This window comes from Pedobacter zeae (assembly GCF_014196715.1).
GTDB lineage: Bacteria > Bacteroidota > Bacteroidia > Sphingobacteriales > Sphingobacteriaceae > Pedobacter > Pedobacter zeae.
In genome coordinates, this window is record NZ_JACIEF010000003.1 from 319,509 (window position 1) to 332,755 (window position 13,247).

Annotated in this window: 10 protein-coding genes; 5 read left to right on the forward strand and 5 right to left on the reverse strand. The window is 39.7% G+C overall.

The genetic code is table 11. The features are described 5' to 3' along the window. Window positions 1-9 precede the first annotated feature (9 nt). Window positions 10-1,464 carry an alpha-L-fucosidase gene (locus GGQ60_RS14360; protein ID WP_229685126.1) on the forward strand — a complete coding sequence of 485 codons (1,455 nt, stop codon included), beginning with the start codon at window positions 10-12 and terminating at the stop codon, window positions 1,462-1,464. An 8-nt stretch (window positions 1,465-1,472) separates the two neighbouring features. Here GGQ60_RS14360 and GGQ60_RS14365 read toward each other — a convergent pair whose 3' ends face one another. The 3 genes from GGQ60_RS14365 to GGQ60_RS14375 form a co-directional block, all read right to left on the reverse strand. Further along, window positions 1,473-2,999: a rhomboid family intramembrane serine protease gene (locus GGQ60_RS14365; RefSeq protein WP_183765603.1), complete on the reverse strand. Its 1,527-nt coding sequence runs from the start codon at window positions 2,997-2,999 to the stop codon at window positions 1,473-1,475. A gap of 7 nt (window positions 3,000-3,006) precedes the next feature. Further along, window positions 3,007-3,756 (reverse strand): class I SAM-dependent methyltransferase, encoded by a 750-nt coding sequence (locus GGQ60_RS14370; RefSeq protein WP_183765606.1) that lies wholly within the window; start codon window positions 3,754-3,756, stop codon window positions 3,007-3,009. A 174-nt stretch (window positions 3,757-3,930) separates the two neighbouring features. Next, complete coding sequence (locus tag GGQ60_RS14375) at window positions 3,931-7,128, reverse strand: S41 family peptidase (RefSeq protein ID WP_183765609.1); 3,198 nt, start codon at window positions 7,126-7,128, stop codon at window positions 3,931-3,933. A gap of 74 nt (window positions 7,129-7,202) precedes the next feature. Here GGQ60_RS14375 and GGQ60_RS14380 point away from each other — a divergent pair, with 74 nt between their 5' ends. The 4 genes from GGQ60_RS14380 (at window position 7,203) to GGQ60_RS14395 (ending at window position 10,692) form a co-directional block, all read left to right on the forward strand. Next, on the forward strand, window positions 7,203-8,483 hold the full coding sequence (locus tag GGQ60_RS14380; RefSeq protein WP_183765612.1) for a glycosyltransferase family 4 protein: 1,281 nt from the start codon (window positions 7,203-7,205) through the stop codon (window positions 8,481-8,483). Between the two features lie 135 nt (window positions 8,484-8,618). Next, the gene (locus GGQ60_RS14385; protein ID WP_183765615.1) at window positions 8,619-9,365 is read left to right on the forward strand and encodes a glycosyltransferase family 2 protein; all 747 of its coding nucleotides are present in this window, start codon (window positions 8,619-8,621) and stop codon (window positions 9,363-9,365) included. A 3-nt stretch (window positions 9,366-9,368) separates the two neighbouring features. Beyond that, window positions 9,369-10,061 carry a hypothetical protein gene (locus GGQ60_RS14390; RefSeq protein WP_183765618.1) on the forward strand — a complete coding sequence of 231 codons (693 nt, stop codon included), beginning with the start codon at window positions 9,369-9,371 and terminating at the stop codon, window positions 10,059-10,061. A gap of 70 nt (window positions 10,062-10,131) precedes the next feature. Next, window positions 10,132-10,692, forward strand: coding sequence for a type 1 glutamine amidotransferase domain-containing protein (locus GGQ60_RS14395; protein WP_183765620.1), 561 nt, complete (start codon window positions 10,132-10,134; stop codon window positions 10,690-10,692). Between the two features lie 176 nt (window positions 10,693-10,868). Here the strand turns inward: GGQ60_RS14395 and GGQ60_RS14400 are convergent, their stop codons facing one another. Then, window positions 10,869-11,912 (reverse strand): hypothetical protein, encoded by a 1,044-nt coding sequence (locus tag GGQ60_RS14400; protein ID WP_183765623.1) that lies wholly within the window; start codon window positions 11,910-11,912, stop codon window positions 10,869-10,871. A gap of 125 nt (window positions 11,913-12,037) precedes the next feature. Further along, the gene (locus tag GGQ60_RS14405) at window positions 12,038-13,228 is read right to left on the reverse strand and encodes a serine hydrolase domain-containing protein (protein WP_183765626.1); all 1,191 of its coding nucleotides are present in this window, start codon (window positions 13,226-13,228) and stop codon (window positions 12,038-12,040) included. Window positions 13,229-13,247: the final 19 nt, after the last annotated feature.

Sequence of the window (13,247 nt, forward strand, 5' to 3'; positions counted from 1 at the left end):
AGCTATATAATGATGAAACCTTTATTGATCTTTTTTTTATTTATTACAACGGCAGTTTATGCCCAAACAGCACCTGAACCTTATGGTGCATTACCCTCTAAAAGGCAATTGGCCTGGCACGACGTGGAAGTTTACGGATTGATCCATTTTACACCAACCACATTTGAAAACAAAGAGTGGGGATTTGGTGATGCTGACCCAAAAACATTTAACCCAACAGATTTTAATGCCGATCAGATTATTAAAGCGGCTAAGGCTGGTGGATTAAAAGGCATTATCCTGGTGGCCAAACATCATGATGGTTTTGCCCTCTGGCCAACCAAAACGACAGATTATAACATCAGCAAAAGCCCATTTAGAGCAGGAAAAGGAAATTTAGTTAAAGAAGTTGAACAGGCTGTACGTAAAAACGGTTTAAAATTTGGGGTGTATTGCTCGCCGTGGGACCGGAACAATGCACTTTATGGTACCGATAAGTACCTGGCCATCTACCAGGCTCAGTTAAAAGAGCTTTACAGTAATTTTGGCGAACTCTTTATGAGCTGGCACGACGGTGCAAACGGTGGCGATGGCTATTACGGCGGTGCTAAAGAAAAACGATCGATTGACAACACTACTTATTACGACTGGAAAAATACCTGGGCCATTACACGCAAAATGCAGCCAATGGCCAATATTTTTAGCGATATCGGTTTAGATATCCGTTGGGTAGGCAATGAAAACGGAAATGCAGCAGAAACCTCATGGGCCACCTTTACACCAATGGCACCTGATGGGAAAAATGAAGCCGTTCCCGGACAGGCCAATTACCCACAAAGCCCCGGAGGGATAAGAAACGGAAAATTCTGGATGCCTGCCGAGTGTGATGTCCCTTTACGGAAAGGATGGTTTTATCATGCCAATGAACAGCCAAAAACACCGGAAAAACTATTCGACCTGTATTTAAAAAGTGTAGGCAGAGGTGCAGGATTAGACCTTGGCTTGGCGCCTGATACCCGTGGCCAGCTTCATCAAGATGATGTAGCGGCCCTGAAAGCTTTTGGCGACATGGTTAAACATACTTTCGAAAACAACCTCGCCAAAAATGCCGAAGTTAAAGCAAGCAATACACGCGGTAAAAAATACCATACAGCTGCGCTGCTTGATCATAACAGGGAAACTTACTGGGCTACAGCTGATGAGGTGCACAGCGCAAGCCTCGAACTGGATCTCAAAAACCTTAAAACTTTTGACATCATCAGCTTACAGGAATACATCCCGTTGGGACAAAGGATAGAAGCTTTTACCGTTGAGATATTTGAAAAAAATGCCTGGAAAAAAGTTTACGACGGCACCAGCATAGGTGCAAAAAGACTAATTAAGTTAGATAATCCTGTTACCACAAATGAAGTAAGAATAAATGTTATCAAATCGCCCGTTTGTATTACCCTGAGCGAAATTGGATTGTACAAAAAAACCAGTTAAACCAGTTATTATTCCGGTTTGTAAATGATCTCAAATACTTTTGCCAATGCAGTAGAAGTTTCTTTGCTATAGCGACGGGAGCTGTCGGCCTTAATATCACGGTACATCAGCATTACGGCACGATGGGAAGCCTTGCTTAATTTTATTTTCTCTTCACGTTCTTCAGCATCTTCAGGCCTTAAATTCAGGGCCTGCATTTGCTTAATGATTGCCAGGTTTTTTTCCATTGGTATGATCCCATCTTCTTTAATAGAAGCGAGTTTAACATCCTTAGGCAATGAGATTTTCAAATTCATAATGCCATTGAGTGAACCCATATTACCGTTAAAAGTATCCCTTAATTTACGATACTCCTCCGTTCCATATTTCGGGCTAAAATGAAGCACTCCACTAAAAAACATTAAAAATAAAAGTACTGATACCGCATATCTTGCCCAGGTTTTAACTTCGAAAGTTTGATCCCATTTATAGTTAAGCAGGTAAGTAAAAATAAAACCCGAAACAAAACCACCAATATGTGCTGCATTGTCTACCCTTTTCCCAAATGCGCCGTTAATGAGCACCAACAGAGAAACAATCAATGTGCTTACTAACAATGCCTTGGTAGCCTTCGGCTCGAAAGTTTTGGTAATCAATAAAGCTATAAAAGCGCCATACAAGCCCATAATAGCACCAGAAGCGCCCATCATCACGCCTTCCTGGTGAAAAATCAAACTCACCAGGCCTCCGCAAATACCGCTCATCAAATAAATAAAAAGGTATTTCTTCCAACCCAGTTTATTTTCGATCATCAAACCCAGGTAAACCAGGGCATACATATTAAAAAATAAATGCGATTTAGACCCGTGGATAAACTGGTAGCTGATTAAACGCCAGTATTCGCCGCCCAGCACCAGATTACGTTGGTTAACCCCAAAATTTAATGCAATCTTTCTGAGCTCTTCTATAAAATCGGGATTATAACTATTCCCATTTCTTACCAACAGATACCTTAAGTATACTATGGAGAAAAGAACAAGTGCTATATAGTAAAAGACATTGATGAGTACCAGAATGGGGGTAACCGTGTAGCCCTTTTGAGGAAAAAACAGGAATAATACGTTTTTGATCTTATTTTTCGTAGCCAAAGGTGCTTTTTCGAAATAATGATCGTCCTGTGTTTCGATAAACCGGTGAAATTTAAACAGATGCTCTTCCCAAACATCTTTCAGGTGGAATTCTACATATTCAAATTCGTGAAAAAATTTCTCCAGGTTCAGTTCATTCTTGCCATAATCGTTAAAAAGCATTTGGATACCAACACATTCACTCTTTACCACGGCAAAATTTCCATGAATACGGATCGATATTTCTTCGCTGTACGATTGGAAAGATATTGGAGTATAAGCAATTAAACCGGTTTCGGAAATGTGACTTAAGCTCCATCCCAGATTTTCGATAGCCTGTTTGGCAACAATTAAATACTTATCAGCCGGAAAATCGGCCAAGGGGATGTATTTTTCTATTTTAGGAGAGTAGCCCCAACTGATGGACATAGCGTTTTTAGATTTTTTTCCCCACTAAGATAATATAAGGTGACAAATTTTTGCTTTCAAATGGGATAATCCTGGTAACTATTTTTCCGGTCAGCCAAACTGCTTTTTTAAAAAGGCGTACAATTGCCGGTTTTTGGTCTTCATTTTCCAGCCAAATGCTAAAACGGCCAAAATAACCCGATTTTACCTCCTTAAGCCCAGCCTGCTCGCAAATTGATTTCAGCAATGCGGGGTCCATGCTACTGATGTTGTGTTTATCATAATTTTCCCTATCAAACCGTTTCTGGAACCAACCATTAAGGGCTTTGAAGTTTGGCAATGTAATAAACAGCGTTCCGCCTGGTTTTACAAAAGCAATGTGGCGGTTAATAATATCTGCAGTATCGTTAAAATGCTCAATTAAACCGCAGCTTAGCACCAGGTCGTACTGTTTTTCGGGTGTGTAGTTAAAAAGGTCAGTTTCAATAACATCGATATCTTTTTCCGTTAAGCCGTTAATCTCTAAAAGCTCTTTTACAACAGGTGGGTGAACAAAATAATCCAGCAGGGTAACATCAAGCTCAAAATATTTTTTCAGGAATACGGCATAATAACCCGGAAAACCTCCCAATTCGATAGCAGTTTTCACGTGGTCTTTTTGAATAACATCAGCCAGTTGATGGTGAAATAAATAATTTGAAGGTAACTGAACCGCGAGTCCTTTTTTACTTTCCCAATAATTTACCCAAAAAGCCCTGTCGGTTAATAAATTTGCCATGTTATAAATAATTCCAACCTCAAAGAAACGGAAAGTATATTAAAGTTGAAAGGTTTGCATTGCCGGATTGTTAAATTGCTTTATTGCTGGATATGCTACAATATAACAATCCAACAATAAAACAATATTTGCACCATACCCGAATAACCGGTTTAAACAGTTAACCGATTAACCCTATTTCAGGTCCTTTAAAATCTCAGCTACTGCTTTTTCCAATTGAGGATCTTTATCGGCCAAACGGTCTTCAAAAGTGTTTTTCACAAAAATATCAGGTTTTACCCCTTCTTTTTCTATGTTTTTGCCATCCATGGTATAGCAGCCCCAGGATGGTAAACGGTAAGAAGATCCATCAACCAAACCCTTAGCCGAGGTAAAAATAATCCATCGATAAGTTTCTGTACCGATAATTTTCCCCAGTTTTAATTGTTTAAACCCTGCAGCGGTCATTTCGGCATCACTTAGCGATTGCTCATTAATGAGTAACACAATCGGTTTTGCAGCGGGGCCAAAATTACTTTGCGGAGCCAATTTACCTCCGCGGTATTTCCACTGAAGGTAAGGGCGCTGCGAAAGGAATTTCAGCACATCGTCGTGCACGTTTCCGCCGGTATTATAACGGAGATCGAGGATAATGGCTTCTTTGTTTTCTTCCTGGGCAACCATATCCAGCAAAAAGGTTTCCAGTTCGCCACTACCCATATTTTTCATATAAGAATAAGCAATACGGTTATTGCTCCACTTATCTACATTTTGGTGGTTTTTGGTAATCCACTCATCATAAAGATTTCCACGTAAGGCACCTGAACTTTCGGGATGTACATTTACATAAACATCTTTTCCATCGCGTTTAAACGTTAAAGTCATTTCGCGATCGAGTGAAGGTTTGCTGAAATAATAATCGCGGTCTATTTTCTCATCTACCTTAACCCCGTTTACTTCTGTTAAAATATCTCCTGCTAAAATTTTTGTTCCGGTGCGCGCAGCATTACTTTTAGCAGCAATACGTTTTACTTTTAAAGGATTTTCGTTATCGAAAATGATTCCCGTTTCGTTGGTAATGTAGTTGAGGTTTTTGCGTTCCTCAGCGCCCGCACTGTTAAAACCCATATGCGAAGAATTCAGTTCGCCCAGCATATCATTCAATAAAATCCTTAAATCATTCCTATTGTTTACATAAGGAAGATATGCCGCATAACGGGTCCTCATTTTATCCCAGTCTACGCCATGGAATTTTTCGTCATAAAAATTTTCGTCCAAACCTACCCAGGTTTCGTAAAACATCTGGTTAAATTCGGCATTCAGGTTCCTGGTAAATTTATAACCATGATCTACCCTATCAAGCTTGTTGCCTTCCAGGCTATATTTATTGATCACACCACGCGATAAAACGAAGAATTTATCCCCTGATGAGATGATCGAATAATCGCCACCGTCGGCAACTTTTTCGGTTTTATTGGCTTCAAAAGGCTCGATTGTAGTACGGTAAAGGCCTGGCGCACCACCTTCGTGGTTAGACAAATAAAACACATAGGTTTTATCCCCCTTGGCATAAGCATCTGTTCCATATTGGCCACCAAACGATGGACCAACCAATTCTATTCTATCAAGAATATCCTGCGTATTAATCGTAATTACATTGGCAGGTTTAGGGGTAGGTTTAACTTCATTTTTCTTTTTAGCCGTATCGGTTTTTGATTTCTTGTCATTTTCACTTTTGAGCACTGCAGGTTTAACATTTATTGGCGCCGGTTGGCTTTCTTTAAACAGATCGTCGAACTTATCCGAACGGTAAGGCTCATCGTAATTGTTCAATGCCATCCGGTAAATATGCGCATTCAGCATTCCTGTTGGATAAGACGGCTTGGTACGGGCACTGGTAAAAAAAATATACTTGCCATCTGGCGACCATGCCGGACCAGTTTCTGTAACTCCTGTATTGGTTAAGTTAATTGTTTTATTGTTTTTGATGTGGTGCACCATAATATCCTGTTCAAAATTCCGGTACACCGTAAAAAGTATATATTCGTCATTTGGCGAAAAACTCGGTGCCGAACTCTGTATCGCCCAAAACTCATCGGTTACCAAGGTTTTGGCATCAAATGTTTTAAGGTCCATGAGTTTAAGTTCATTTCTACCGCTTAAATACACCGCCATGGTCTTTGTTTTGTTCAACGTAATATCGCGCACATTTGCTTTATCTTTTGTAAGCTGTTTTACGGATCCTTTTCCATCACCGGTAATGGTAAACCAGTTCTGGTAACCGTTAGCCGTTTGACTGAACAAAATTGTTTTGTTATCGGCCAGCCATTTACATTCTAAAGCTCGCTCACCGCTATTGGTAATTTTACGGATAAACTTTCCGTCGGCATCACTTACAAATACTTCACCACGCGAAATAAAAACCATTTTTTTCCCGTCTGTAGAAACATCGAATGCCGAAATATTGCCACGCACATCGTACTCCTGCTCTTTGCTCAGCACCTGATTGCGTGAGGTACTGATATTAATTTTTTCAGTTTTTTTAGACGCTACATCGTAAGTATATAACTGGTAATCTTTTTCGAACACAACGGTTGTTCCATTGGCCGAAACAAAAGGACGTTTAATGGAAGTATCGAAATTGGTTAAACCCGTTTTTTTCCCGTTGATAAAGGTATAAAGGTTGTATTCATCATTGCCCTCATCCGACACGAAAAACACATTCCCCTTTTGGTCAACACTGGTCCAGAAATCTTTTCCGATATAATCCGTATACCGTTTATAACTTTTTGTTTTTGGATTGTATGACTGGATATCTGGATTATATGCGCCTTTATAGTGCTTACGGTTTGGAAAGCGGTAACTCTCCCAGGTATCGTTAAAAAACAATTCTCCCGTTGGCGATTCAGCAATGTGATGGGTAGTATTAAAATAATTATCAAACAGGCGCAGGGCTGTCCCTCCGTTTACCCCTACTTTATAACTCGAAAACGAATTGTATCGGCCAGAGGTAAAATAGATGGTTTTCGAATCCCAGCTCCAGTTATCCACCTCATCAGCGGCATCATTAAAAGTTAACTGTTTGATATCGCCCCCGGCCAAAGGCATTACATAAATATCGTAATTTCCAAACTGGTTGGAAGAAAAGGCAAGCCACTTGCCATCCGGAGATACCTTAGGATTAATTTCTTCTCCCTGCATGGCAGTAAGCCTCGAAGCTACCCCACCCTTAACCGGAACTTTCCAGATATCGCCATCATAACTGAATACTATTGTCTGCGCATCTGGCGTTAAAGCAGGGTATGCAGCAAAATAGGTTGGCCCCTGGGCAAAAGAACAGAAAGGCACAAAAAAAGCTAATGCAATTAGCCGTTTTAACAGGAATTTGATCATAATTTATTTTGTTTGGCTTTGGATGCCTCAAAATACGTAACAGATTTTATATTCGTAAACAATAAAATGTATTTTTGATTGATTTGAAAGTAGTACACCTAAATACCTACGATGGAAATGGCGGAGCAGGGCGTGCCTGCCTGCGTTTAAGTGATGCCCTAAAGGCCAGTGGAATCGATTCGAAAGTGTTGGTTTACTATAAATTTGGACAAAACCCAAAGATAGATACCTTTAGCAAATCGCCAATCCAAAAGGCAAAGGCGGTTTATAATATCCTAGCGGAAAGATATTTCGCTAAATGGTTAAGTAAATCGGTAAAAACACCCTTTAGCCTGCAATGGTTCGGCCGCTCAGTAATTCACCATCCCGATGTTAAAAATGCCGATATTATCCATATACATTGGATTAACCATGGCTTTCTTAACCCTAAATTTTTAGCTCAGCTGGATGAACTGGAAAAACCGATTGTTTGGACTTTTCACGACAGTAATGCGTTTACCGGCGGGTGCCATGTGCGTTACGGATGCGAAAACTTTCACCATCAATGCGGTAACTGCCCGATTTTAAAAATCAGTGGTAAAAACGATATCTCGCACAAGACCTGGCTGCGCAAACAAAAAGCTTACACCAAATTGAATTTCCATATCGTGGCACCCAGTAAATGGATGGCCGCATCAATAAAATTCAGCAGTTTGCTGGGCACAAGGAAAGCTACAGTTATCCCGAATACCATTGAGACAAAAATTTTCAAACCCTACGTTAAACCGGAAGCCAAAAAGATCCTGAAGATCAATCCGGATAAATTTGTACTGATGAGCGGCTTTATGCCTTCTAAAAACGACAAACACAAAGGAACCCCTTATCTGATCGAAGCGCTGGAGATCCTCTCCCGCCGTACCGGCATACAGAAAGAAAATATTGAACTGGTTATTTTTGGGAATAAGGAGAATGCCGAAATGCCCGAATTTCCTTTTAAAACCACTTTTCTGGGTGCCATTAATAAAGACGATCATTTGGCAAAATGTTATTCTGCCGCCGATGCTTTTATTACCCCTTCTCTTGAAGATAATCTGCCCAATACCGTAATGGAAAGTTTAGCATGTGCTACACCGGTAATTGCCTTTACCACAGGCGGTATTCCGGATATGGTGAAACACATGCAGAACGGCTACCTGGCCGAATACCAGAATGCAGAAGACCTGGCAAACGGCATTGAATGGCTTTATCACCGCCCGAATAAAGAGGAAATACAAAAAGCAGCGAGATTAAGCATTTTAACCGATTTTTCGGAAGAGGTTGTTGCCGCAGAACATATCCATCTGTATGAGACCTTGATTGGTTTACAGCCGAAATAAAAGCCATCGTTTACCTTGATTTTATGTGTCAATATCTGATCAACAACACAAATGTTTACCGAATTTCATTTTATTTTTCATCAGGCAAATTTGAGTAATCTTTATTAAATTTACTCCGATCCAAAAATCCAACTCTTGCCAAAGCTAACCATCATCACCATTGTGTATAATAACGTTCGTGATATAGAACGTACGATAAAATCGGTTTTAAACCAGACCTACAAAAACATAGAATATATCGTTATTGATGGTGCCTCGACCGATGGCACTCTGCAAGTAGTTGAACAGTATAAGAATCAGATTTCGAAAATCATATCAGAACCCGACAAAGGTATATACGATGCCATGAACAAAGGTTTAGCCCTGGCTACAGGCGATTATGTACTTTTCATGAATTCGGGCGATGAAATCTACGATCCCAAAACCGTAGAGGATATCTTTGCGAGCTCGCCGGGAGCAGATATTTATTATGGCGAAACTGAAATGTACAATGATAACTGGGAAAGTTTAGGCCGCAGGAGGCATGAAGCACCCGAAGAATTTGACTGGACCAGTTTTAAATATGGCATGAGCATCAGTCACCAGGCCATTTATATCCGCCGTAGCATTGTTACGCCTTACGATTTAACCTATAAATACAGTTCAGATATCGACTGGATTATTAAAGCAGCTAAAAAGGCATCTAATATTGTTAATGTTAACCGTTATGTAGCCAAATACCTGGTAGGTGGCATGAGTAAGAAAAAACACCGCGAGAGCTTAAAAGAACGGTTTAAAATCTTTACCAAATATTATGGCTTGTTGCCCAACATTTTTAACCATATGGTTATTGCTGTTAATTTAGCCTTATATTTTGTGAAACACCGCAGAACGAACGACTAGCTTATGAATGAGGAAATTAACGAACTACTCTCTATTTATAAGCAGGAAAAAGAACTGATAGAATCTTTAATCAAAGAAGACGAAATTGATCATGATTATAGAGCTGTTTATCTTAAATCTAAAATCCTGAATAGGATCAAACACCAGATCAGAACAATCGAACTGTTTATTGATCCACATTTACAGGAAAAGGAACAGCTGAAAAGAAGATCCGATTTTTTTGCCGAAATGGACAGGAATGGGTTAGCTAAAGATTATTATGCATTTCAACTCGAAAAGATTAATCATGAACTTGAACAATTAAACAACTTCACACCAGGTTATTTTAACGATGGGCAGGAATTTGACGATGCTGTATTTAACCTTGTTGAAAATAAAATCAGTGCTTTCATTTTTAACCTGCGTAAAGAAGAAAACCTTTATCTGAAATTTTCGGTCAAAAAGAATAAAATCATTATCCGTTTAACCCCATTTGCGGATATCTTGGCTAGCAATTATTTTATTAAATCTACAATAAACGTGCTTAAGCAAATCGGATTTAAGAAAAACAAATCGCGTACCTGCTTTCAGATGAAATACCCATTGGAGAGCTTTAAAGATGCCATTCCAGTTAAAACAATTGCGAGCAGGGTAATTTATGAGGCCTTCTATAACTACCGGATAAATCAATCAACAACCTTGGAGATTATTCCCTAATCTCAGATTTCTGAAACAATAATTTTTCTCAGCTGTCTTTAATATATCACCTATTAAAACATTAAAGATTATGGGACAATTAAGTAACCGCACCATTGCTGTACTTTCAGAAAGCGGATTTGAAGAAGTTGAATTAACCGAGCCAGTAAAAAGGTTAAAGGAAGAAGGAGCTACGGTTCACATTATCTCCTCAAAAAGTGGACAAATAAAAGCTTGGGATCATGATCATTGGTCGATAGAAGTTGATGTAGATAAAACCATTGCCGAGGCAAATGCCGACGACTATAACGGATTACTTTTACCTGGTGGTGTAATTAATCCCGATCAGCTACGGATTAACGAAGATGCACTGTCTTTCGTAAAATCGTTTTTTGCCGATGGAAAACCAGTGGCAGCCATTTGCCATGGTCCGCAAACATTAATCAATGCCGATGTGGTTCAGGGCCGAAAGTTAACTTCTGTAAAAAACATTTCTCAGGATCTGATTAATGCAGGGGCAATATGGTCAGATGAGGAAGTAGTTGTTGACCAAGGGTTGGTTACCAGCCGTACACCACAGGATATACCTGCTTTTAACGATAAAATTGTGGAGGAATTTGCCGAGGGTGTTCATGAAGGGCAGCATGCTTAAAAACTTTGGACGCTCTTTCTAGATTCACTCAAAAACGGCTGGCAAATTGCCAGCCGTTTTTATTTTGGGCTTTTTTGTGCCGTCAGATGTTACCATCTGATGGAGCTTTATTAACAAGAAAATAGAATTACCCTATCAAACTATTTTCTGTGTCGGATGGTAACATCCAACACCACTTATAGCTTAACCTGCCTGATGATATTTTTAATGTTCAATTCAATAATATCGGTCATGGTTCTGCACCTCAGGTAATTTGTATCTTTAAAATAATCGCTCATACCCTGCTTTAGTAAAGCGATATTTTCAGGTGTGGTAAGTTCCTCTTTGTTCGAAACATCGCGAAGATCCGTTAATCGGTGCCGCTCGCTCCTCACCCGGTGCACAATCGATGAGCGTTCTTCCTGTTGGTATTGCAGTACGGTTTTCTCTGTCAATTGCTCCATACTCATTTTTACGTACGGCAGATTCTCTTTAAAAAATTGCGGAAGGTAAACTTTTAAATTCCCTTCGTAAAACTGCTGGTCAAAATCTATTGCCCTAATGCGGAACTGGATATCATCAAAATCAGGCGTAATCTGTACCACAAAATTATAAGCCCGCATGTCGCCCAAAAGCATAATCAAACAGCGCTCATTAAACTTTACAAACTCTTTGGCAATACGGGTTGGATTAAATTCTGGCGTATACAACTGTCCTTTGGTAAAAACATCTCCCGGGATACCGGCAATATGTTCCTCCACCAAAGTATCCCCATCAACCAGGTAGTTTACCTGATTAGGGGAAAGGATCTCTTCCATTTCCAGTCCGTATATACGCGATGCATCCGCCTTTTTAATATAAAAATAATCGTAAACATCATTCAGGCGGTTTACGATCCTGATGCGGAAAGGGTGTGTATTGCCGAAAGTGCAGTATTCAATTTTATCGATGTATTTATGTTCTACAATCCGCAGGTTACCAGATGCCTTTAAATTGGCATAAATTTCCTTTAAGCCTTCATGTAAGGGTCCGATTAAATCCTGCGCATAAATAGGTCCTTCCCAAAGTGAATCTTTACCAAATTTATCCATTAACGGGAAGGCTTCATTAAACTGCATCAGATCATTGTAGCCGATCGGCAATTTCGCTTCGCGCTGGTAGGTACGCAGGTATTTCTGCAGGGCAGGCGTAACCGGAAAAATCGGTTTCTTTTTTGAAATTTTTACATCGTTATTTTCCATGCAAGGGCAATGTACATTTTTAAAAATTTAGCCACAAAAACATGACTCCTTTCTTTTCCTACTGCAAAGGGCACCAAGTTTTACGCAAAGGTCACGGAGTAAAAGCTACATAGCATACTTTGCCGTTAATTCTTCGGATAACTAAAAGGCAAGCCGCTTAAATACCTGCTGATTTTCCGGTAAGGATAATTACCTGCACCATGATCGGCAAACTGTACAATAATGGTATTTGTTTTCGGATCGACATACAACCTTTGTCCCAGCATCCCTTCAGCAGCATAATCGCCTTTATCTCCTTCCTGAGGGATCCACCAAAGATAATGATGGGCCGATTTTTGCCATCCCTTTGCTGATGCGGGTGTTTCGTTACCAATATTGATCGATTGATTTACCCAGTTTTCTGGGACAACCTGACTCCCGTTGAACCTGCCTTTATTCAAATACAGGCGACCTATTTTAGCTAAATCTATTGGGGTTACCTGAAAACGGCTTGCAGTATTTGTTAAACCATTTAGCTGATCCAGGCCCCAGGTTGCATTATATTCGGCCCCGACCTGTTTCCAAATATGGGTTTCAAAATACTTGGCTACCGATTTGCCACTTGCTTTTTTCAGAACCCAGCCTAATAAAATCGGATCGATGCTTTTATATACCCAAACCGTACCGGGCTTGTTAACCAATTTTACTTTCATTAATTGAGCCTTCATATCATCAGTATAGTAATATTTGGCTTCATCAGAAAAAAACGCTTTTACAATCCCGCCCAATGCGTCTTTGAACTCAAGGCCCGATTTCATATCCAGCAGGTTCTTCAGGGTAATCTGCCCGAAAGCCGGATTCGATTTTAGTTCGGGAACATATTGCGTTACCTTATCATTAAGGCTTTTAATATGACCATCGGCCAATGCCTGGCCTATCATAATGGAAATCATGCTCTTCGCTCCCGAAAATAGGGTACTCAAAGTGCTATCGCTATAACCCTTATCATACCTTTCGTACAGTACACTATCATTCCTGATCACGATAAAAGCATTAATCTGCCCGTTTTTTAAGTAGGTCTTTAATGGAATTAACCGGTTATTCCCATCCTGAACATGCAAAGTATCCAAATCATTGCGTGGTTGTGTGGTCCGGATAAAATGAAAAGCCGAATCGCTTTTATGTGAAATTTCCTGTGGGAAAATTTTATAGGTTTCGGCATTTGGCGTTCTATATTTTAACACCTTTAAAAGGTATGGCTTCCAGAGAAATAAGGCAAATAATGATAAAAAGAATGCATAGATCAGCAACAATAATATTTTTTTGAACGTTTTCATTTACAAGCGTTTATTCACA

What these genes read in the sequence shown, in the direction of transcription:
- GGQ60_RS14400 (WP_183765623.1), bottom strand. Translation starts at nt 11,912, where the DNA reads ATGGAAAATAACGATGTAAAAATTTCAAAAAAGAAACCGATTTTTCCG.
- GGQ60_RS14405 (WP_183765626.1), bottom strand. Translation starts at nt 13,228, where the DNA reads ATGAAAACGTTCAAAAAAATATTATTGTTGCTGATCTATGCATTCTTT.
- GGQ60_RS14375 (WP_183765609.1), bottom strand. Translation starts at nt 7,128, where the DNA reads ATGATCAAATTCCTGTTAAAACGGCTAATTGCATTAGCTTTTTTTGTG.
- GGQ60_RS14390 (WP_183765618.1), top strand. Translation starts at nt 9,369, where the DNA reads ATGAATGAGGAAATTAACGAACTACTCTCTATTTATAAGCAGGAAAAA.
- GGQ60_RS14395 (WP_183765620.1), top strand. Translation starts at nt 10,132, where the DNA reads ATGGGACAATTAAGTAACCGCACCATTGCTGTACTTTCAGAAAGCGGA.
- GGQ60_RS14365 (WP_183765603.1), bottom strand. Translation starts at nt 2,999, where the DNA reads ATGTCCATCAGTTGGGGCTACTCTCCTAAAATAGAAAAATACATCCCC.
- GGQ60_RS14370 (WP_183765606.1), bottom strand. Translation starts at nt 3,756, where the DNA reads ATGGCAAATTTATTAACCGACAGGGCTTTTTGGGTAAATTATTGGGAA.
- GGQ60_RS14360 (WP_229685126.1), top strand. Translation starts at nt 10, where the DNA reads ATGATGAAACCTTTATTGATCTTTTTTTTATTTATTACAACGGCAGTT.